Genomic DNA, 20935 nt, shown 5'->3' on the forward strand with positions numbered 1-20935 from the left:
GATGGCGTGGATCAGGGTGCTTCAATCGAGGCATGTCCCTGGAACAACTGCGGTCGCTGATCTCACGACACGCGCGCGCCGGTACCACGGCCACCGCCGTCCCCGGCGTGGCCGTCTCCCGCTCGGACCGTTCCGCGCCGCACGACGACGTGACCGGGACCGTCCTCGCACTCGTCGCGCAGGGTGCCAAACGTCTCGCCGTCGGCGACACCGTCCACGAGTACGGCGCGGGCCAGTTCCTCGTCACCTCGGTGGAACTGCCCGTGAGCGGGCAGTTCCTGGACGCGTCGCCCGAGCAGCCCGCACTCGGCTTCGGCCTCCTCCTGCGCCCGGAGGTGGTCGCGGAGCTCATGCTGAATCCTGCCGCGGCCGACTTCGGACGTGCAGCACGCGGCGAGTCCGCGCCTCCGGCGGTCGTGGTCGGCCACGCCTCCGACCGCCTCGTCGACGCCGCGGTCCGGATGCTGCGGTTGCTCGAACGGCCCCGTGACATCCCCGTGCTGGCGCCGCTGATCGAACGAGAGATCCTCTGGCTCGTCATGTCGGGGGAGCAGGGCGCCACCGTACGTCAGCTCGGGCTCGCCGACAGCAGCCTCAGCCGGGTGCGCCATGTCGTCAACTGGATGAAGGAACGCTACGCGGAACCCGTGCGGGTGGAGGAACTCGCCCGGCGGGCACGCATGAGCCCGTCCGCGTTCCACCGGGCCTTTCACGCGGTCACCGCGATGAGCCCCATCCAGTACCAGAAGCGCGTCCGGCTCCAGGAGGCCAGGCTGCGCCTGATGTCCAACCCCGGTGACGTCACCGCGGCCGCCTACGCCGTCGGGTACGAAAGTCCGTCGCAGTTCAGCCGGGAGTATCGCCGTCAGTTCGGCGCACCGCCCAGCCGGGACGCCGCACGCCTGCGTGAGACCGCCGCCGCACTCGGCCACGGGGCGAGCGACGGACCGCGTGGCGCCTGACGTCCGCGAGAAATGGCCCAGGGGCGTCCGGGCCGGCATGGGGCATCGCCCCGCAAGACATGGCAAGACCGGTGCCGCCCGCAGGCCGCACCGGTCTCACGATCGAGTGGAGCTGAGGGGACTCGAACCCCTGACCCCCTGCATGCCATGCAGGTGCGCTACCAGCTGCGCCACAGCCCCGACACCCGCTCTGAGCGGGCCTCGCAAGCATACGCAACGCCGCACCCACGAGCCAAATCGAATCCGGAATCCGCCGCGTGGGGCTGGTCACTGCACCGGGCCATGCGCCGGGCCATCTCCCCGGGTTCACCCCGGCGGCCCGCACCGTTCACCGTGCTCTGGTTGGGTGGGTGGGCTCGTGTCGCGCTCAAGAGGGCACACGGGTGCCCGCACCGCACGACCCGGTCAGTAGGCTCCTGCCCCGTCCCCCGCCGACCGACCGAGCACGCCGCCCGACCGGAGAACCGATGAAGATGCCGCACCCCAGACCGATGCCGGGCGACCCCACGGCGTCGCCCGATCGGCCGTAGCTTGCTGCTCAGCGCCCGCACACGCGTACCGTGCCGCGCGCCGGCCCCGGACCTGGCGCGGGGCCTGATGCTCCTGTTCATCGCGCTCGCGCATTCGTGCCTGCTGTTGTACGCGGTCGACGACGTGCGCGTGCCCGGGATCGGTGACCGCGTGACGGTGTTCCTCGGCGATCTGTTCGTGAACCACCGGGCGCGGCCGATGTTCGTGCTCCTGTTCGGCTACGGCCTCGCGCAGCTCGCGCTGCGCCGCCGAGGCCGGGGCGACAGCTGGCCTGCGGTGCGCCGGCTCGTGCGACGGCGTGGCCTGTGGCTGCTCCTGCTGGGCCTGCTGCACGTCGCGCTGCTGTTCTATGACGTGCTGACGATGTACGGGATCGCGAGCCTCGTCCTGGCAGGGGCGCTCACCTGGTCGGACGCGCGCCTGCTCCGGGTGCTCCGCCTCGCCCTCGTCGGCGTGGCGATGGCGTTCGCCGTGTACGGCGTGCTTTCGGCCACCGAGGGATTCAGCCTGGTGATCGGCCCCGACAGCCCGATCTTCACGCCCTGGGACCGCGTCGTCGAGTGGCTGCGGATGGCTGCCTTCATGACCTGGCAGGTGCTGCCCGGGGTTCTGCTGGGGATCTGGGCCGCGCGACGGCGGATCCTGGACGAGCCGCATCGCCACCGGCCACTTCTGGCACGAGCCGCCGTCGTCGGGCTCGGGACCTCGGTGCTGGGCAGCATCCCGTTCGCACTGATGAACGCGGGATTCTGGGCAGGGCCGACGCCGGTCGTGGCCGGCGCGGCGGCGGTGGTGCACGGTGTGACGGGGTACGCCGGAGGCGTCGGCGCGGCGGCACTCATCGGGCTGGTGGCACTGCGCGTACCCGTACCCGCACACCCCGTCGTCGTGGCTGTGCAGGCACTCGGACAGCGGTCCCTGACGTTCTACCTGTTCCAGTCGGTGGCGTTCGTCGCCCTGATGGCGCCCTTCGCTCTCGGGCTGGGAGGCGAGGTCCGTTACGTGGGGGCGGCGGGGATCGCCCTCGGGACCTGGATGGTGTCGCTGGCGGGTGCCTACTGGCTGCACCGGGCGGGATATCGGGGACCGGCGGAGGTGCTCCTGCGGCGGCTCAGCGGCTGACCGACGACCACCACGCGCCCAGCCGCCTGGGACTCGTCGTACTCGGAGCGCGGCAGCCCTCAGGGGGACCGGCCACACGTGGATCTGCATCCGATTTGGCCGGTGGGTGCGGCGTTGCGTATGCTTGCGAGGCCCGCTCAGAGCGGGTGTCGGGGCTGTGGCGCAGCTGGTAGCGCACCTGCATGGCATGCAGGGGGTCAGGGGTTCGAGTCCCCTCAGCTCCACTCGTGTGATGACGCGGGACATCGTTCTGGATGTCTCGCGTCATCGCTTTTCGGGGACATCGGTTCGGGACGGTGGCCATCGGTCTGGCTCTCGTCGACGACACCGGGCGGTACGGCGTTGACCCGCACGGGTACGAGGGCCCGCCGCGAGACGGCGGGCGAGGTACTCGCGGTCGACACGATGTGGTCGACCCCTTCCGCGCGTGCGGCCGCTTCGATCAGACGCTCCGAACCCGGTGACGGAGGATTCTCGCCAGGAGAATTCTCCGGATATTGCGTCGCGCAATGTGGATAAAATCCCGACAAAAGCGCGAGAAGATGCTCGACGCTCTCGCCTGACATAGTGTCACCACATTCACAATCTGTGATTGGGGGAGACTCTTATGTGGGGTCATAAAGTCCAGCATTCCGGGCATTCTATACGGTTGCGTTCACCTTTGCTGGCCCTCACGGGCACGGTGCTCGCTCTGGGCGGAATGACGGCGCTCCTGTTCGCCACCCAACAGGCCGCCGCGATCGGCACGGCTGTTCCCTTGGGCACCGCCGAGTCCTATTCGGTCCTGGGCGGCCAGTCCGTTACCAACACCGGGACCTCGGTTCTTGACGGAGATCTCGGTGTGAGTCCGGGGACCGCGATTAGCGGCTTCCCGCCTGGAGTTGTCCTCGGCGATACCCACGCGGCGGATGCGCACGCGCTCCAAGCGCAGAGCGACCTCACGATTGCCTATAACGATGCCGCTGGACAGGCGCAAGATTTCAGCATCGTCGGAGACCTGGGCGGCCAGACCCTCGTCCCGGGGGTCTACAATTCCGCCAGCTCCGTCGGGCTCACCGGCACGGTCACGCTCGACGGCCAGGGCGATCCCAACTCGGTGTTCATCTTCCAGATCGGCTCGACCCTGACCACGGCGAGCGCGAGCACGGTCGCACTGGTGAACGGCGCGCAGGCCTGCAACGTCTTCTGGCAGGTCGGCAGTTCTGCCACTCTGGGTACCGGAACCACGTTCGTCGGCACGATCATGGCCCTGACCTCGGTCTCTGTCACGACCGGCACGACGATCGACGGGCGTGCCCTGGCGCGCAACGGCTCAGTCACCCTGGACACGAACGCCTTCACCAGCAGCGACTGCGACAGCCCGACGGTGTCTCCAACGCCGACGGTTTCCCCGTCGCCGACGGTGTCGCCGTCTCCCACGGTGTCGCCCTCGCCGACGGTTTCCCCGTCGCCGACGGTCTCGCCGTCGCCGACAGTGTCGCCCTCTCCGACGGTGTCGCCCTCTCCGACGGTGTCGCCGTCTCCCACGGTGTCGCCCTCGCCGACGGTTTCCCCGTCTCCCACGGTGTCGCCCTCGCCGACAGTTTCCCCGTCGCCGACGGTCTCGCCGTCTCCCACGGTGTCTCCGTCGCCGACCCTGTCTCCGTCGCCGACGGTTTCCCCGTCGCCGACCGACACCCCGACCGACGGTCCTTCGTCCACGCCCACGGACTCGCCGAGTGCGACCCCGCCCGGTGGCAACGGGACCCCGCCGGGTGACGGCAACGGCACTCCGCCGGGTGACGACGACGGCACTCCGCCGGGCTCCCTCGCGAGCACCGGACCCTCCGTGAACGCGCCGCTGCTCGCCCTCGCGGTCGTGGCGTTGCTGGGCGGGGTGGGCCTCATCGCCATCAGCGCTCGGATGTACCGCACCAAGCCCTGACATGGGACGTCGCGACACCCGTCTCGGGTGAGGCGCGGCCTTCCCGGTTCGGGGTTCTGTCCGGACCGCCCAGGGCACCGCCCGGGTCCTGCTGTCGCAGGGCCCGGGCGAGGCGGTGCCACGTCGTAGGCTGGAGACATGGCCGGTCACGAGCGGTCAGGCTCCGGTGGCGAACGCTGGTCCCAGCAGGTCACCGAGGGCAGCGATGCCCTGGACCTGGAAGAGGGCGTGTTCACGTGGAAGGACCCGGCGCGCATCGCCGCGTCCCTGAAACGGTCCGCGGAGGCGAGCGGCCGGCGCAAGAGTTCCCCGTACCGCTCGGCGATGTCGATGCTGACCTTCTACGTCAACCGCGCCGGCAAGGACCTGAGTGCCGACCAGAAGGAGGTTCTCGAGCGCGCCAAGGACGAGTTGCGCAAGCAGTTCGGACGCGCCTGAGTGCCCGTCGTCTCGACCGGACGGTGCGCACCGCCTCGGGCTCGATGCCCGCTCAAGGGGAGACGGCGGCGAGGAGCCGATCCAGCGCCGAGTGCGCCTGCCGTCGCGCCTCGTCGTCGTGGTGTTCCGCGATCCAGAGCGCGGCTTCGTTCATCGCGCCGGAGAGCTGGGCGGACATCGCGCCGAGCAGTTCGTCGCCGACACCGATCTCGCGGAGCACCTCTTGCAGGTGCATGCCCGAGTTCTCCGCGTCGAGCCTGCGCCACTCCTGCCAGCCGAGGACGGCGGGAGCGTCGACGAGCAGGACGCGCACGGCCGCACCCGAGGTGATGACGTCCAGGAACGCGTGCGAACCCGCGCTCAGCCGAGCGGTCGGGTCGGTGCCGGCGTGCTCGGCTGCTTCGACGACGGCATCCGCCACCCGTGCCTGGAGGTGAGCTGCGACGGCGCGGAACAGTCCTGCCTTGTTCCGGTAGTGGTGGTAGACGGCTCCGCGCGTCACGCCGGCGGCCTGGGCGACGTCGTCGAGCGAGACCCCGGTGAACCCGTGCGCGGCGAACAGGTCGGACGCGGTGTCCAGCACCTGCCGGGCGGTCCGGGCGGCGGCGGCCGCTGAGGCTCGAGGCATACGCACTTCCTTTACGTGCACAGTGTATGTATCGTGGAGTCTTACATTCACAGTGTACGTAAGGAGATGGCCATGGCCGCCACCGCCGTCTATCCCGTCCTCATGTCGCAGGATGTCGCCGCTGCGGCGTCGTTCTACCGCGAGGCCTTGGGGTTCGAGACCACCTACGACTCCGACTGGTACGTCAGTCTGCGCCTCGGCGCGTTCGAGCTCGCGGTCCTCGCCCACGACCACCCGACGATTCCCGAGGGGTACGGTGCTCTGCCGCGCGGAGTGCTCGTGAACATCGAGGTCGACGACGTCGACGCCGTCCACGCCCGCCTGGCGGACATGCCTGGCTGCGAACCGGTCCTCCCTCTCCGGGACGAGGACTTCGGGCAGCGGCACTTCATCGTCGCGGCCCCCGACGGCGTGCTGCTGGACATCATCCAGCCGATCCCGCCGACCGCGGAGTACGCGGACGCCTACGCGAACCACTGAGTGGTGCGACGAGCTGGTGCGGTCCTGACCCGTCGCGGAGGACCGGCGATAGGCTGGGCGAGAGGCGATACCCATGCTGTTCGACGATCGCACCGACGCGGGGCGCCGGCTGGCCCGGCGCCTGGGGGCCCTGCGCGCCGAAGACCTCGTGGTTCTCGGCCTGCCGCGCGGTGGCGTCCCCGTCGCGTCCGAGGTCGCGAGGGCGCTCGGCGCGCCGCTGGACGTGATCGTCGTGCGGAAGCTGGGTGTGCCCTACCAGCCCGAGTACGCACTGGGCGCGATCGGTGAGGGCGATGTCCTCGTGCTCAACGACGAGGTCTGGCGCCGCGTGGGCATGGACACCGAGGAGCTCGCCGAGCTCGAGCGCGCCGAACGGGCCGAGTTGTCGCGCCGGGTGGAGACGTTCCGCGGCGAGCACGAGCGGATCCCGCTGGCAGGCCGGACCGCGCTGATCGTCGACGACGGCGTGGCGACGGGTGCCACCGCCCGCGCGGCCTGCCAGGTCGCGCGAGCGCAGGGTGCGCGCCGGGTGATCCTCGCGGCGCCGGTCGGGGCGCGCGAGTCCCTTCGCGCACTGCGCCGTGACGCCGACGAGGTGGTGTGCCTGTCGGAGCCGGCCCGGTTCATGGCCGTCGGCCAGTGGTATCGCGACTTCCGGCAGACGCCCGACAGCAAGGTCACCGAGCTGCTCGACCGCGCCAGGCGGCGCGTTCCGGCGTCGGCCGCCACGGACGACCCGCCGCTGGTCGACGAGGACGTGCACGCCCTGGCGGACCAGGTGCCGCTGGCCGGCCACCTCACCATTCCCGAGCACCCGGTCGGCATCGTGGTGTTCGCGCACGGCAGCGGCAGCAGCCGCCACAGTCCGCGCAACCGCCACGTCGCGGCGGAGCTCAACGAGGCGGGCCTGGCGACATTCCTGTTCGACCTGCTCACCTCCCAGGAGGAACTCGTCCGCTCCAGCGTGTTCGACGTCGAACTGCTCGCCCGCAGACTCGTCGAGGTCACGGTCTCGCTACGGTCCCGGTATGACGCCGCCGGACTGCCCGTCGGCTACTTCGGGGCCAGCACCGGAGCTGGCGCGGCGCTGTGGGCGGCGGCCGACCCCCGCGTCGACGTCCGCGCCGTCGTCTCCCGGGGAGGCCGGCCCGATCTGGCCGAACCACGCCTCGCCCTGGTCGACGCCCCGACGCTGCTGATCGTGGGCGGGCGTGACGAGCGCGTGCTCGACCTCAACCGCCGCGCCCAGGCCGCCATGCGCGCCGACTGCGAACTCGCCGTGATCCCTGACGCGACCCACCTGTTCGAGGAGCCGGGTGCCCTCGACCAGGTCGCCGACCTCGCCCGCGACTGGTTCCTCGAGCATCTCGCGCCTCTCGGCGAGCCCTGACCGGATCGGTCCGCCTCGCGACCTGATCAGGACTCCCGCCGGAGTGCCGCACCGGCACAGACTGATGGCATGACCCGCGCACTGATCGTCATCGATGTCCAGGAATCCTTCCGGGTCCGCCCGCTGTGGGCGGAGACGCTGGTCCCGGGTGTCGCCCACCCGGTGAACCGCCTGGTCGCCCTGGCCCGCGCCGCCGGTGACCTGGTGGTCTGGGTGCTGCACACCGAGCCCGGGACCGGCAACGCGTTCGACCCCGAGTGCGGGCACGTGCGGTTGTTCGAGGAACTGGGCGAACCGCTGCCCGGCGAGCCGGTGCTGCGCAAGACCTCGCACAACGCGTTCACCACGACCAACCTGCAGCAGCTCCTGACCACGCACGGCGTGACCGAGGTGAGCGTCTGCGGCATCCGTGCCGAGCAGTGCGTGGAGACCACCACGCGCGTCGGCTCCGACCTCGGCTACGCGATGACGTTCGTCAGCGACGCGACCAGCACCGACCCCCTCGGGCCGTTCAGTGCCGCCGAGATCCTCGAACGTACCGAGACGGTGCTCCGCGACCGGTTCGCACGCATCGCCACCGTCGCGGAACTCGAGGCGGAGGCCGGGACGCTGCCGGCCACCGACACCACCCCCGAGGTGGCAGCATCGGCCACGTGAGCATCGTCGTCTTCCTGCTCCTGCCCGGGGTCCACCTGCTCGACCTGGCGGGCCCCGCGCAGGCGTTCTTCACGGCGGGAGACTTCGGCCACCGCTACGACCTGCGCTACGTGTCGGGAGCTTCCGTGCCCGACGCCGGAACGGTGGCCTCGGCGCAGGGCCTTCCGCTGGTCGCGGGCAGCGACTGGCCGAGCCTCGGCCCGGACGACCTCGTCGTCGTCCCCGGATGGCGCGTCGGGAACGACCCGGCCGCCTGGCCCCTGCTGAGCACGCCGACGCGCGAACGTCTCGCCGCGCACCACGCGGCGGGCGGCACCGTCGCCAGCGTCTGCGCGGGCTCGGACGCGCTCGGCCAGGCCGGGCTGCTCGACGGCCGCCGCTGCACCACGCACCACGCGGTGCAGGACGCGCTCGCCGCCCGGCACCCGCGGGCCCGGGTGGTGCGGGACGTCCTGTTCACCACCGACGACGGCGTCGTCACCTCCGCAGGCATCGCGAGCGGCATCGACCTGGCGCTGCACCTGCTCGCGATGCGCCACGGCCCGGCGCTCGCCGCCCGGGTGGCCCGCGAGATGGTGGTCTACGCCCGCCGGAACGGCACCGAGCCGCAGGCCAGCGCGATGCTGCGGCACCGCTCGCACGTCGACGACACGGTGCACCGCGTCCAGGACCACATCGACGCGCACTTCGCGCGGAGCCTCCCGCTCGCCGACCTGGCCGCCCACGCGGGCGTCGCCGAGCGGACGCTGACCAGATCGTTCACCCGTGCCACCGGGCTCACGCCTCTGCGCTACCAGCAGCTCCTGCGGCGTGAGCGCGCCGAGCACCTCATCGGGCACGGCGCGACCGTCGAGGCGGCGGCGCGCACCGTCGGCTTCCAGGACCCGAGAATGCTGCGCCGTCTCCGCAGCGACGCCGCGTTCCGCGGGGGCGCGTAGGTCCCCCGGAGCGGCGTCAGGACCGGAGTGTGTGGCAGGCGGGTTTCACCATTACCCGGTAGGGGTACTTGCCATGGGCGGGCGACCGTGCAAGAGTCTCCGCGAAAGGGGAGTTCATGACGACGCAAGAGCACGATCAGCACGACCACGGCGGCGGTCACCAGCACGGCGGCGGTCACCAGCACGATGGTGGTCACCAGCACGGTGGCGGCGACCAGCACGGTGGCGGCGACCAGCACGGTGGCGGCGACCAGCACGGTGGCGGCGACCAGCACGGTGGCGGCGACCACGACGGTGGTCAGCACAGCGTTCACGACCACGCCGGTCACGAGCATGCTGGTCACGACCACAACGTTCACGACCACGCCAGTCACGACCACGCCGGTCACGTCGGTGAGAGTCGGCGCCACCACCATGACCCCGGTCAGCACGAGACGGCAGGGCACGGGGGCTCGCTGCGCGGGATGGCGGCCGGCGCGACGTTGCACTGCCTCACGGGATGCGCGATCGGTGAGGTCCTCGGCCTGATCATCGGTACCGCGGTGGGGCTGTCGGTCGCCTGGACCATGGCCCTCGCGATCACGCTCGCGTTCCTGTTCGGCTACGCGCTGTCGACCCTGCCGCTCCTCAAGGCCGGGCTCGGGTTCTGGGCCGCGCTGCGCATCGTCCTGGCGGCCGACACGCTGTCGATCGCGACGATGGAGGTCGTCGACAACGGCGTCATGGCGCTCATCCCCGGCGCGATGGAGTCCGGCCTCGTGAACATCGCGTTCTGGATCGCCATGCCGATCGCGCTCGCGGTGGCGTTCGCGGCGGCGTACCCGGTGAACCTGTACCTGCTGAGGCGTGGCAAGGGCCACGCGCTGACCCATCACTACCACCACGGCGCCGCGCCCGTGGTCGGTCTCCGTCGCCGGATCCCCAGCCTGTCCTCGGGAGTGCTCGTCGCGGTCATCGCCAGCTTCATGCTCGGCGGCCTCGTCGTCGCCACGGCCGGCACGCTCGGGGGCGACGACTCCTCCCCGCACGGCCAGCCGGCAACGCACCAGGACGGGTGAGGACGGCGCCGTCCGCCCGGTCCGCCCATCGGACGGCCGAATCGCGTGATCGACGCCCACCCCGGCGCCTTCCGAGGCGTGTGGCCGCATCGCATTCAGGGCGCCACGGCCTCGGCGTGGATCCCGGCGAACAGGAGCCGAAACCCGACATCGAACCGCAACATGGGCCCCGAGGTACTGCCGAACCGCAGTCACCGACTGTTACGTCCCGTCGAACCGCAGTCACCGACCGGCACACGCCGTCGAACCGCAGGGACACGCCGATGACTTCTGGAATGGTCGGCGTGTCCCTGCGGTTCGACGGCGTGCGGCGTCATCACGTTGCGGTTCGTCCGACGTCCGACGTCCGACGTCCGACGTCCGACGTCCGACAGCCGACGTCCGACGGCCCGCGGCCCGCAGGCGACGACTGAGCCCTCGATGACCGGTCCGGGCCAAAAGTCCCGAGATCGGGGCCTGTTCGCCCCTACGTGACCTGGGTCGGTGGCGTGACCATGGTGGGATGGTAGAAAGCGCTGGTTCCCTGCCCGATGTGCGCCATCTCCTCGTGGTCTGTGCTCACCCGTACGATGCCACCTTCGCGATGGGCGCGATCGTCAGTGCGTTCACCGGCGCGCGGACGACCGTCGACGTGCTCTGTCTGACGCATGGCCGCCGGCACGACCAGGGATCGGGCAGGCGGCTGGCCCGGGCGCAGGATCTCGGGGAGGCCGCACGAGCGCTCGGCGTCCGCGAGTTCACCTTCCTCGAACACGAGGCGGGCGCGCTGGCCGAGGCTCCCCTGGAACACCTGACGGACGAGATCGTGATGGCCGCCGACGCCGCGGACGCACTGCTGGTCGTCGACGCCCGCGACCCCGGCGCGCACCCGGACCACGTCCGGACGTTGCAGGCCACGGCCGAGGCGGCCGAGGTCCTGGACGACCCGCTCTACGGCTGGAGTCTCCGCCCGCCTCGCAGCGCGGGCCCCGCGGTGACGGTGGAGGTCGACCGGGACCACCAGCGCGACGCGATCGCCTGCCACCGCGACCTCCCCGCCGAGGACCCCATCCGGGAGCGCTGGCGTGCGCACCTGGAACCCCGTGAGTACCTGGCGGTCCTGCGGTCCGAACGCGCCCGGCGGCCCCGGGACACCCGGAAACCACTCACGCGCACGTCACGCCGCCGGTGAACGGGGCCGGACCGTGAACCCCGTGCGCTAGCGTGGCGTGTCACCGCTACCTCGGCGACAAGTTCCAGGGGAGAACGATGACCGTTCCTCGCGCGCATGTCCTCGTGCCCGTGCTCACCGCCGCCGTCGGCCTCGCGCTCGCGGGCTCGCTCGCCGGCTGCGGCACCACCGGCCCGGACCCGGACACTGCCGTGTCCGTGGCATCACCGGAGTCCGCGACGTCCACCGATCCGTCGTCGTCGGGCAATCCGGGGGCGGCAGACGGCCCCGACGGGGAACCGCGTGCCGTGACGACCGGGCTCGACGCCCCGTGGTCGGTCGCGTTCCTCGGCAGGACGGCGCTGATCAGCGAGCGCGACGACGCCGACGTGCTGGAGCTGCGCGACGACGGCGGCACGCGGGTGGTCGGCACCGTCGAGGGGGTCGGCGCCGGCGGTGAGGGAGGCCTGCTCGGGCTGGCCGTCGACGACGAGGACCGCCTCTACGCGTACTCGACCGGTGCGGACGGCAACCGCGTCCAGCGGTTCGGGATCACGGGCGAGCCCGGTGCGCTCGGCCTCGGGCCGGCCGAGACGGTCCTCGACGGGATCCCTTCCGCGAGCTTCCACAACGGCGGGCGCATCGCCTTCGGGCCGGACGGCATGCTCTACGTCACCACGGGCGACGCCGGCGACGGTGATGCCGCGCAGGATCGGGACAGCCTCGCCGGGAAGATCCTGCGCATGACGCCCGACGGTGACGTGCCCGGCGACAACCCGTTCGACGGGTCCCTGGTCTACAGCTACGGCCACCGCAACCCGCAGGGCATCGACTGGGCCGAGGACGGGACGATGTTCGCGTCCGAGTTCGGGCAGAACACGTGGGACGAGCTGAACGTCATCACGCCTGGCGCCAACTACGGCTGGCCGGTCGTGGAGGGCGCCGCGGGCGACGACCGGTACGTCGACCCCGTGCAGCAGTGGAGTCCGGAGGAAGCGAGCCCGAGCGGCATCGAGATCGCGGACGGGACGATCTTCGTCGCCAATCTGCGCGGCTCGGTGCTTCGCACGGTACCGGTCGCCGAACCGTCCGGGTCCGCCGAGTACTGGCCGGGGGAGTACGGGCGCCTTCGCGACGTCACGGTGTCGCCCGGGGGTGACCTGTGGTTCCTCACGAACAACACGGACGGCCGCGGCAGCCCCGGGCCCGACGACGACCGGCTCCTCGCCGTGTCCCTCACCGAGTGAGGTCGGCGGGCCGCACGGCTTCCACCGGTGGTTCCGGCGAGGTGCGCCGGAGACGACGGCCGTGGATCATGTTCGGCTCGACCTTGACGAAGTGGGGCCGGTCCCCGGTGGCCCACGGCTCGAGCGGCAGGCTTCTCAGGTGCGTGAGCTCGTTCTCGTCGTGGACGACGCTCGCGCGCCCCACGAGCACGACCGACCATCCCGTCCTCAGGTCGGGGTCGTAGTCGTCGACCTCGAACGCGACGATCGCCTGATGGGCGGCGGCGACGAGTTTCGAGCCGCGCCGCGTCCGGAACACGATGTCCGGTCCGTTCAGGACGAAACTCACCGGCTGGATCGCCGGAAGAGCGTTCTCGGTGAACACGATCCGGCCGATCGGAACGGTGGGCAGCAGCATGTGACACTCCTCGGCGCTCAGCCGTTCGAGGGTGGTGCTGCCGTCATCGCTGGTGTTCGTCACGTCCATCGTCCTCATCTGTGCGACGGCCCCCGTCCGGTGCTGTACCGGCCGCGGGTCCGTTCGTCCTGACGCCGGTGTCCCGCCCGGCTCTTCTCTCCCAGGCTCTCGTGCCGCGGCGGCACTTCTTAAGGGCCCTTTGTCACTTCTCACGGGTACCGATGTCGCGGAGCGGCGTCGATCAGGTGGACGTCGGTCATGGTGCGTACCACCATGTCCGCGCCGTGGGAGTAGAGGTCGCTCACCTCGTCGCCGGTGCGGTCGATGCCGATCACCGTGCCGAAGCCCTGGAGGGTGGTGCGGGTGCCCGTGAGCCCGTCCTCGACGACGGCGCAGTGCGAGGGCGCGATGCCGAGGCGTTGTGCGGCGAGCAGGAACGCGGCCTGCCCCGGACGTGCGGGGCTCTCGGGCCGGTCGGCGCCACGGGGCTCGATCAGCGCGTCGAACAGCTGCGTGACCCCGGCGGCCGCCAGGAGCTGCTCGCAGTGCCTGCCCGCCGACACGATGGCCGTGCGCACCTGGTACCTGCGCAGTTCACGGATGAGCTGGACGGTGGCCGGGTACGCGGCCACGTCGAACAGCCGGTTCCAGGCCCGGGCGGCCGCGGCTGCCGTGGCGGTGACGACGCTGTCCAGATCGAAGATCGCGCCGGTGATCCGGTCCAGGTCAAGGATGGCCGCGCCATCGGTGGTGAGTCGGGTCATGGGTATCAGCGGATCACCCGCGCCGCCCGGGCGGGAAGGGCACGGTGGCCCGTCCGGGAGGGACCAATGGCCCTGGCTGTCCTCGACCGGCGAAGTCAGGGTCGAAGGAGCCGCCGGCGCGAGTCCTGCCGGAGGACGACGGAGGAGGAACCTGATGGCGCTGTGGTCCCGCGGTCGTGGCCGGCCCGGTCACACACGCGCTCTACCCGCTCAGATCGACACCTGTGACCGATGCGGGATGCGGGCCCGCCTCCACGTGATGCTCGACAACGGCGGTGAGCTGTACTTCTGCGGTCACCATGCCCGCGAGTACCGAGCGGCCCTCAAGCTGGTGGCGCTCACCATGGACGACGTCGTCGAGCCGGGTGACATGGCGGGCACCCGGCCCGGGTGAGGCCGCCCCTGCGTCCGCCCGCCTCCTGGCGTCGTCGTGCTCCCAGGCGTGCCCTCAGGCCGCGCCGGCTCGGACGACGGCGACCGGACGGCGTGCGTGGGAGAGGACGTGGCGGCTGACCGACCCGAGGAGTGCCGCCCGGAGCTCGCCACGACCACGCGTTCCGACGACGGTCAGCGCGGCATCCTGGGACAGGTCGACGAGCACGTCGCCGGCGCTGCCCTCCTCGACCCGGATGGTGACGTCGGGCTCGGCACCGGCCGCGCCGGCGGCGTGGGCGACGAGCTGGCGGACCGCCGACTCCGCCCGGCTCACGGCCTGGGCGTGCCGATGGTCGGCCTCGGCGGCGACATCCGTGTGGCCGGGGTCGAAGAACGGGAGGGTCGGGGCGGTCGCGCGGTACGCGTGGACGGCGACGAGCCCCGTCGATCGCCGGGCCGCCTCACGGAGCGCGAACCGCAGGGCGGCCTCGCCGTGATCCGAGCCGTCGACCCCGACGACGACCGACCCGTCGTCCGGCGGCATGTCCTCCGGCGACGGCACCACGACCGTCGGGCAGGCCGCGTGCGGTGCGACCTGGCTGCTCACCGAGCCCAGGGCGAGGGCCGCCGCGGTGCCGAGCCCTCGCGTGCCCACGACCACGAGGCCCGCGTCGTCGCGTGCCGCCTGGAGCAGCGCCTCCGCGGGCGGGAGCACGGCGAGCCGGGTCTCCACCTGGACGTCCGGGGTTCGCTCGGCCACCCGTCGCCGGGCGTCGGCGAGGACGTCCTCGGCGGTCCGGCGCAGGTCGTCCATCGCCGGCAGGACGGTCGCCTCGCCGAGCGGCCCGACGGCGACCGACACGTGCAGGCCGTACAGGACGAGCAGGCGTGCCTCCCGGATCCGTGCCTCGCCGGCCGCCCAGTCGAGAGCGACGGTGCTGTCGGAGGAACCGTCGACGCCGACGACGATGTGGCCGTTGCCGCTGTGACCGATCATGTCCGATCTCCGTTCACTGGTGCGTCAGGTGCTTGTCCGTCGTGCCCGGGTGCCCGGGTGCCCCGGTCCGCGGTGGCACGCGTGCCGCGGTACCGACAGGTAATCACAGGCTCCCGGTCCGCGCGGCGGACGCGGCGGGCCGGAGCCGCCGGCGGATCGCCTTGTCGGCGGCGTCGATGCCGAGCACGGCGGGCGCGGCCGTGAGCGCGACGAGCCAGCCGGCGATCGACGGCCCCTCGTGGCCCAGGACGTTCGCGATCGGCGGCACGTAGAGGACGGTCAGCGAGACGAGCAGGCTGATGCCGACCGCGGCCGGCAGCAGCCGGTTGGTCGTCCAGCCCATCGTGCCGGGCCGGAGCGTCGAGCTGCGGCAGGCGAAGGCGTTGGCTGCCTGCCCGATCACCACGGCGACGAACGCGGCGCCGGAGGCCGCCGCGAGTACCGGTCCCGTGGGGAAGGGGGCGCCGGGACGCCAGCCGGCCGCGACGAAAGACGACAGGAACGCGGCGAGCGAGACCAGGGTGATGGTCGGCCCCAGGACGCCGAAGGCGCGGCGCACCACCATGCGGTTCAGCAGCCGCCCCTTGACGGGTGGCCGGTCCAGGGAGCGCCTGCCGGGTGGCTCGGCACCGAGGGCGACCGCCGACCAGGTGTCGGTGCCGATGTCGAGCGCCAGGATCTGCAGCACCCCGAGCGCCAGCGGGAAGTTGCCGCCGGACAGCATCCAGATGACGAAAGGCGCCAGCTCGGCGACGTTGTCCGAGAGGTGGTAGGTCAGGAACCGGCGCACGTTGAGGAAAGTGGCGCGGCCGTACTCGATGCCGGTGACGATGGTGGCGAACCGGTCGTCGAGCAGCACGAGGTCGGCGGCTTCGCGCGCCACGTCCGTGCCGGACCGGCCCATGGCGATGCCGATGTCGGCCTCGCGCAGCGCGGGGCCGTCGTTGACGCCGTCGCCGGTCATCGCGACGACCTGGCCGCGCGACCGGAGCGCCCGGGCGATGCGCAGCTTGTCCTCCGGCGAGACCCGGGCGATCACGGCGCCGTCGTGCAGGAGCCGCCCGAGCGCGTCGTCGTCGGCCGGCAGCTCCGCCCCGGCGACGACCACGTCGCCGGACCGGCGCAGACCCACCTCGTCGGCGATGGCGCGGGCGGTGGCTGGATGGTCGCCCGTGACCATGACGATCCCGATGCCGGCGCGGCGGCAGGATTCGAGGGCCGGCCGGACGTCGACCCGGGGCGGGTCCTCCATGCCCACCAGGCCGTAGAGGCGTAGCCCGGCCTCGGCGTCGGCGGCGCTGCCGGGAAGACTGCCCGACGCCGGCCGTCCGGCCACCGCCAGGACGCGGAGACCGCGGGCGGCGAGTGCCGCAACCGTGGGTGCGGCGAGCCGGCCGTCCACGCAGCGGGGCAGCACGGCGTCCGGGGCGCCCTTGACGGTGATCTCGTCGCCCACGACCACCGACATGCTTCGTCGCCTCGGATCGAACGGGAACCGCCGCCGGACGGGGTTGCCGGCACGGTCCTGATCGGTGTCGATGCCGGTGCGGCGGGCCAGCGTGTCCAGGGCGGCCTCCATCGGGTCGCCGTGCGGCAGCCAGCGGCCGTCGACCCGCCGGACGTATCCCGTGGAGCACCGCGCGGCCGCCAGGGCGAGCCGGCGCACCGATGCCGGGGCGTCGGGGCCGCCGTCATAGGCGACCTGGGCGGTGGGGGCGTAGCCGGGTTCGGTGATGCGGGCGGTCCCGCCGGGGGTCCACACCTCGACCACGGTCATCTCGTTGAGGGTGAGGGTCCCGGTCTTGTCCGTGCAGATGATCGTGGTGGAGCCGAGTGTCTCGACCGCGTCGAGATGGCGCACGAGCACCCGGCGCCGGGCCATCTGCTCGGCGCCCCAGGCGAGCGCCAGGGTGACGGTCGGCAGCAGGGCCTCCGGCACGAGGGCCACCGTGACGCCGATGGCGAAGACCACGCCGTCGGACGCCGGCATGCCGATGAGCGCGGAGATCAGGAAGAAGGCACCGCCGACACCGATCGCGATCACCGCGACGGCCCGGACCACGCGGTGCAGTTCCCGGGTGAGCGGGCTGGAGGGGGAGTGTGACCCGGTCGTGAGCCGGGCGATCGCGGCCAGCCGGGTGGCCCCGCCGGTGGCGACGACTGCGGCCGTGGCTTCTCCCTCGGTGACGAAGGTGCCGGCGTGGAGGGTGGCGTTCACGTCCACGTCGCTCGGCTCGCTCTCGCCGGTGAGCAGTGCGGTGTCGACGCGCAGGCCGGCGGCCCGCACGGCGGTGGCATCGGCAGGGATCCGATCCCCGGACTCCAGGAGCAGCACGTCGCCGACGACGACGTCGCTCGCCTCGATCCGCGTCGGGTGGCCGTCGCGGCGCACGGTGACCCGTCGCGGCAGGAGATCGCGCAGCCGCTCGGCCGCGTGGTCCGCCCGCTGCTCCTGCACGAACGCGAACACGGCGTTGAGCACGATGACGACGACGATCGCCACACCGAGCTGCGGCAGCCCGGCCAGGAGGCTCAAGCCGGCCGCGGCCCACAGCATCAAGGCGAAGAAATGGATGAGCCGGCGGGCGAAGCGCAGGACCGCCGACGGTCGGGGTGGCGTCTGGAGCGAGTTCGGTCCGGAGCGCGCGAGCCGTCTCGCGGCCTCGTCGGACGTGAGGCCGGGCGCTCCGACGGCGCTCATGACGCGAGGCGAGCGGCGTCCGGGGTGGTGGCGTGGTCGGTGTCGTCCTCGGCCGCCCGCGCCACGGCGGCGAGGATGTCCCGATGGGTGAGGACGCCCATCAGCGTGCCGTCGGTGTCCAGGACGGGCAGCGCGTCCCGCTGCGACTCGAGCATGATCCTGGCCGCCCGGTGGATGGTCGTGTCCGCGGTCACCCGGGGCCGAAGCCTGCCGGCGAGGATCTCCAGCACGGTCAGCTGCAGGAGGTCCTTCGAGTGAGCCAGCCACGCCAGGGCGATGTCGGACCGCGACACGACGCCGTGCACACGCCCGATGTCGTCCACGACCGCGACCAGGTCCGCGCCGCTGCGGGACAGGTACTCCCAGACGGCCAGGCAGGTCGTCCGCGGTTCCACGACCTCTACCTGCGGGGACATCATCTGGCGGGCACTAGGCTTCATGGCTTCCTCCCGTTCACCAGCTACGATAGGGGCGACAGGGCGGCCGGTGCGCGGGGCGAAAGTCCCGAGACCTGGGACCGATCGGACGGTCCTCGGGAGTTGTTCCGGCGGAGGTCCTCCCGCCGGCCTCGGCGCGGGTGCCGGTTACGCTCCTCGACGCATGGATGTCACCATGCCGTGGACACGGTTCCACCTCGGTGGCAGAGTCGAGGTGTTGCCGGGGACGGCAGAGCCGACGGACGGAGAAGATCGGTGGAGCACCTTTTCCCGCGGATGCAGCTCGACGAGCTGCTCAAGGAGCTTCAGTCGAGACTCGAGGCGGTTCTCACCGCCCGCGACGGCATCCACGCCCTGCTCGAGGCCGTGGTGTCCATCGGGCGGGACCTCGAGATCGAGACCGTCCTGCGGCGCATCGTCGAGGCGGCCATCTCGCTGGTGGACTGCCGGTACGGAGCCCTCGGGGTGATCGGTGACGACGGCCAGCTGGCCCAGTTCATCCCGGTCGGGCTCACCGAGGAGGAGATCACCCGGATCACCGAGTGGCCGCACGGGCGGGGGCTCCTCGGCCTGCTCATCGCCGATCCGCACACCCTCCGGCTCGAGAACATCCGTGACGCCGAGGAGTCGTACGGGTTTCCCGACGGGCACCCGCCCATGCACAGCTTCCTCGGCGTGCCGATCCGGGTGCGCGACGAGGTGTTCGGCAACCTCTACCTGACGGAGAAGAACGGCGGCCGGCAGTTCGACGAGCAGGACGAGCTGATCATCACCGCCCTCGCCACCGCCGCGGGTGTGGCCATCGAGAACGCCAGGCTCTACGAGGAGACGCGGCGGCGCGAGGAGTGGCTGGACGCCTCCGGCAAGATCGCTCGTGAGCTGCTGTTCGGCACCCCGACCGCCGATGCTCTGCGGTCGTTCGTCGCGCGGGCCCGCCACATGGTCGGTGGCGCCGTCGCGGTGGTCGCGGTGCCCGATGCCGCGGGCACGACCCTGGAGGTGGAGGCCGCGGACGGCGATGACCTGACCGGGCTGCGTGTCCCGGTGGCCGACTCGCTGACGGGTTCGGTGTTCACCAGCGGTGAGCCGGTCGTCGTCAACGCGCTCCAGGGCGCCGGGCAGCCGTCGCCGCTGCTGGATCAGCTGCCCGGGGGCCCCGCCGTGCTGATACCGCTCGGCGCCGAACGGGTCCGCGGTGTCGTCGTCGTGGTCAAGACGCCCGGCACGTCGCCGTTCACGCCCGGCGTGATCCGCATGCTCCAGCAGTTCGCCGACCAGGCGGCCCTCGCCCTGGAACTGGCGGACACCCGGCGCCGTGCCGAGCAGTTCGGGCTGGAGGACGACCGCGCCCGCATCGCCCGCGACCTGCACGACGTGGTGATCCAGCGGCTGTTCGCCAACGCGATGACGCTGATCAGCGTGGTCCGCCTGGTGGACCAGCCCGACGTCGCGCGACGTGTCGAGCAGACGGTCGACGACCTCGACGTCACCATCAGGCAGATCCGGTCGACGGTGTTCGCGCTGCAGACCGGGACGGGTGCGAACGGCGACGGGTTGCGGTCCCGCATCATCGAGATCTCCCAGAAGTCGGTGGCGCAGCTCGGCTACGCGCCCGGGGTGCGGTTCGACGGGCTCGTCGACACCGACGTACCACCCGAGGTGGCCGAGGACGCGGTCGCCGTCGTGCAGGAGGCGCTGGCGAACGTCGTGCGGCACGCGCACGCGAAGAAGGTCGAGGTCGTGGTCTCGGCGGTGGGCGGTGAGCTGAACCTGGTCGTGGCCGATGACGGGGTGGGCATCGGCGAGGGATCCCGGCGCAGCGGCCTGGCCAACCTGACCGAGCGGGCCCGCCGATGGGGCGGCCGGTGCGACGTGCGGGCCGCCGACGAGGGCGGGACGGTCGTCGAGTGGGTCGTCGGGCTGTGACGCCGGGCCGTGACCGCCGGGTGGGACGTCAGTCCTCCCGGTCGTGCCTCGTCTCGGCCTTGAGCTGCGCCGACAGGGCGGCGACCTGCGTGCGCCGCCGCATGTCCAGCTTGGTGAGGATCGTGGAGACGTAGTTCTTCACGGTCTTCTCCGCCAGGAAGATCCGCTCGCCGATCTGGCGGTTGGTCAGCCCTTCGCCGATCAGGTCGAGGATGCGCCGCTCCTGCTCCGACAGCGCCGCCAGCGGGTCACGGCGGGCCGCCCGGTCGCGGATCTGGTGGAGCATGCGTGCCGTGGTGGCCGGGTCGAGCAGGGACTGCCCGGCGGCGACCGTGCGGACCGCCTCGACGAGGTCCGTGCCGTGGACCTGCTTGAGGACGTAGCCCGCGGCCCCGGCCATGACGGCGTCGAACAGCGCGTCGTCGTCGGCGAACGAGGTGAACATGAGGCACGCCAGGTCGGGGAGCTGGGCGCGCAGGGTGCGGCAGACCTGGACCCCGTCGCCGTCGGGCAGCCGGACGTCGAGGACGGCCACATCCGGCCGCAGCGCGGGCACCCTGGCCAGCGCCTGGCTGGCGGTGCCGGCCTCGCCGATCACCTCGATGTCGGGCTCGGAGGTCAGCAGGGCGGCGACACCACGACGGACCACCTCGTGATCGTCGAGAAGGAACACCCTGATGGCACTGCCTGCCTCGCTGTCCATCTTTCGACCGTATCGGCAGGCCGCCCCGGTGCCAAGCCCAGCGCGGGTGATGTCCCGCGGGGTGCCGGCGGGACCGCGGCCGGCGGGGCACCGGGCTGTCGCGGCGTCGG

19 protein-coding genes, 2 tRNA genes and 1 pseudogene are annotated in these 20935 nt (G+C 72.0%); 14 read left to right on the plus strand and 8 right to left on the minus strand.

The window, feature by feature from the left end; translation table 11 throughout:
• Positions 1–32 precede the first annotated feature (32 nt).
• Positions 33–962, plus strand: a complete 930-nt coding sequence (locus EDD34_RS05425) for an AraC family transcriptional regulator (protein ID WP_123813660.1) — start codon at positions 33–35, stop codon at positions 960–962.
• Between the two features lie 107 nt (positions 963–1069).
• Here EDD34_RS05425 and EDD34_RS05430 read toward each other — a convergent pair.
• Positions 1070–1142: transfer RNA gene (locus EDD34_RS05430), tRNA-Ala, on the minus strand.
• A 417-nt stretch (positions 1143–1559) separates the two neighbouring features.
• On the opposite strand from EDD34_RS05430, the gene EDD34_RS05435 reads away from it, so the two are divergent.
• From EDD34_RS05435 to EDD34_RS05450, 4 genes and pseudogenes are all read left to right on the plus strand, one after another.
• The gene (locus EDD34_RS05435; protein WP_123813661.1) at positions 1560–2615 is read left to right on the plus strand and encodes a DUF418 domain-containing protein; all 1056 of its coding nucleotides are present in this window, start codon (positions 1560–1562) and stop codon (positions 2613–2615) included.
• Positions 2616–2766: 151 nt separating this feature from the next.
• Positions 2767–2839: transfer RNA gene (locus EDD34_RS05440), tRNA-Ala, on the plus strand.
• A gap of 476 nt (positions 2840–3315) precedes the next feature.
• Positions 3316–3894: pseudogene (locus EDD34_RS21080) on the plus strand (ice-binding family protein); the annotation flags it as partial.
• A gap of 783 nt (positions 3895–4677) precedes the next feature.
• Positions 4678–4977: a DUF3175 domain-containing protein gene (locus tag EDD34_RS05450; protein ID WP_123813662.1), complete on the plus strand. Its 300-nt coding sequence runs from the start codon at positions 4678–4680 to the stop codon at positions 4975–4977.
• A 52-nt stretch (positions 4978–5029) separates the two neighbouring features.
• Here the strand turns inward: EDD34_RS05450 and EDD34_RS05455 are convergent, their stop codons facing one another.
• Positions 5030–5605, minus strand: coding sequence for a TetR/AcrR family transcriptional regulator (locus EDD34_RS05455; protein ID WP_123813663.1), 576 nt, complete (start codon positions 5603–5605; stop codon positions 5030–5032).
• 72 nt (positions 5606–5677) lie between these two features.
• Here EDD34_RS05455 and EDD34_RS05460 point away from each other — a divergent pair, with 72 nt between their 5' ends.
• The 7 genes from EDD34_RS05460 (at position 5678) to EDD34_RS05495 (ending at position 12525) form a co-directional block, all read left to right on the plus strand.
• Entirely contained in the window at positions 5678–6085 is a 408-nt protein-coding gene (locus EDD34_RS05460) for a VOC family protein (protein ID WP_123813664.1), read from the plus strand.
• Positions 6086–6158: 73 nt separating this feature from the next.
• A complete protein-coding gene (locus EDD34_RS05465; RefSeq protein WP_123813665.1) occupies positions 6159–7475 on the plus strand; it encodes a phosphoribosyltransferase in 1317 nt (438 codons plus the stop codon).
• Between the two features lie 69 nt (positions 7476–7544).
• Positions 7545–8132, plus strand: a complete 588-nt coding sequence (locus tag EDD34_RS05470; protein WP_123813666.1) for a cysteine hydrolase family protein — start codon at positions 7545–7547, stop codon at positions 8130–8132.
• Entirely contained in the window at positions 8129–9070 is a 942-nt protein-coding gene (locus EDD34_RS05475) for a GlxA family transcriptional regulator (RefSeq protein ID WP_123813667.1), read from the plus strand. The genes EDD34_RS05470 and EDD34_RS05475 overlap by 4 nt, the downstream gene beginning before the upstream one ends.
• 116 nt (positions 9071–9186) lie before the next feature.
• On the plus strand, positions 9187–10128 hold the full coding sequence (locus tag EDD34_RS20850; RefSeq protein ID WP_211341499.1) for a DUF4396 domain-containing protein: 942 nt from the start codon (positions 9187–9189) through the stop codon (positions 10126–10128).
• A gap of 502 nt (positions 10129–10630) precedes the next feature.
• Positions 10631–11299 carry a PIG-L deacetylase family protein gene (locus EDD34_RS05490; RefSeq protein ID WP_123813668.1) on the plus strand — a complete coding sequence of 223 codons (669 nt, stop codon included), beginning with the start codon at positions 10631–10633 and terminating at the stop codon, positions 11297–11299.
• A gap of 77 nt (positions 11300–11376) precedes the next feature.
• Positions 11377–12525: a PQQ-dependent sugar dehydrogenase gene (locus EDD34_RS05495; RefSeq protein ID WP_123813669.1), complete on the plus strand. Its 1149-nt coding sequence runs from the start codon at positions 11377–11379 to the stop codon at positions 12523–12525.
• On the opposite strand, the gene EDD34_RS05500 is transcribed toward EDD34_RS05495, so the two are convergent.
• Both EDD34_RS05500 and EDD34_RS05505 read right to left on the minus strand, forming a co-directional pair.
• Positions 12515–12985 (minus strand): pyridoxamine 5'-phosphate oxidase family protein, encoded by a 471-nt coding sequence (locus EDD34_RS05500; protein ID WP_211341500.1) that lies wholly within the window; start codon positions 12983–12985, stop codon positions 12515–12517. The genes EDD34_RS05495 and EDD34_RS05500 overlap by 11 nt on opposite strands.
• Positions 12986–13131: 146 nt before the next feature.
• Complete coding sequence (locus tag EDD34_RS05505) at positions 13132–13686, minus strand: HAD family hydrolase (protein WP_123813671.1); 555 nt, start codon at positions 13684–13686, stop codon at positions 13132–13134.
• Positions 13687–13840: 154 nt separating this feature from the next.
• Here EDD34_RS05505 and EDD34_RS05510 point away from each other — a divergent pair, with 154 nt between their 5' ends.
• The gene (locus EDD34_RS05510) at positions 13841–14080 is read left to right on the plus strand and encodes a DUF7455 domain-containing protein (RefSeq protein ID WP_425462344.1); all 240 of its coding nucleotides are present in this window, start codon (positions 13841–13843) and stop codon (positions 14078–14080) included.
• Between the two features lie 54 nt (positions 14081–14134).
• Here EDD34_RS05510 and EDD34_RS05515 read toward each other — a convergent pair whose 3' ends face one another.
• From EDD34_RS05515 to EDD34_RS05525, 3 genes are all read right to left on the minus strand, one after another.
• On the minus strand, positions 14135–15058 hold the full coding sequence (locus tag EDD34_RS05515; protein ID WP_123813672.1) for a universal stress protein: 924 nt from the start codon (positions 15056–15058) through the stop codon (positions 14135–14137).
• A gap of 103 nt (positions 15059–15161) precedes the next feature.
• A complete protein-coding gene (locus EDD34_RS05520; protein WP_123813673.1) occupies positions 15162–17759 on the minus strand; it encodes a cation-translocating P-type ATPase in 2598 nt (865 codons plus the stop codon).
• On the minus strand, positions 17756–18199 hold the full coding sequence (locus EDD34_RS05525; protein ID WP_123813674.1) for a CBS domain-containing protein: 444 nt from the start codon (positions 18197–18199) through the stop codon (positions 17756–17758). Before EDD34_RS05525 ends, EDD34_RS05520 begins: the two co-directional genes overlap by 4 nt.
• A 252-nt stretch (positions 18200–18451) precedes the next feature.
• Here EDD34_RS05525 and EDD34_RS05530 point away from each other — a divergent pair, with 252 nt between their 5' ends.
• Positions 18452–20122 (plus strand): sensor histidine kinase, encoded by a 1671-nt coding sequence (locus EDD34_RS05530; RefSeq protein WP_211341502.1) that lies wholly within the window; start codon positions 18452–18454, stop codon positions 20120–20122.
• 28 nt (positions 20123–20150) lie between these two features.
• On the opposite strand, the gene EDD34_RS05535 is transcribed toward EDD34_RS05530, so the two are convergent.
• Complete coding sequence (locus tag EDD34_RS05535; protein ID WP_123813675.1) at positions 20151–20825, minus strand: response regulator; 675 nt, start codon at positions 20823–20825, stop codon at positions 20151–20153.
• Positions 20826–20935: the final 110 nt, after the last annotated feature.

Source organism: Myceligenerans xiligouense (assembly GCF_003814695.1).
Lineage (GTDB): Bacteria > Actinomycetota > Actinomycetes > Actinomycetales > Cellulomonadaceae > Myceligenerans > Myceligenerans xiligouense.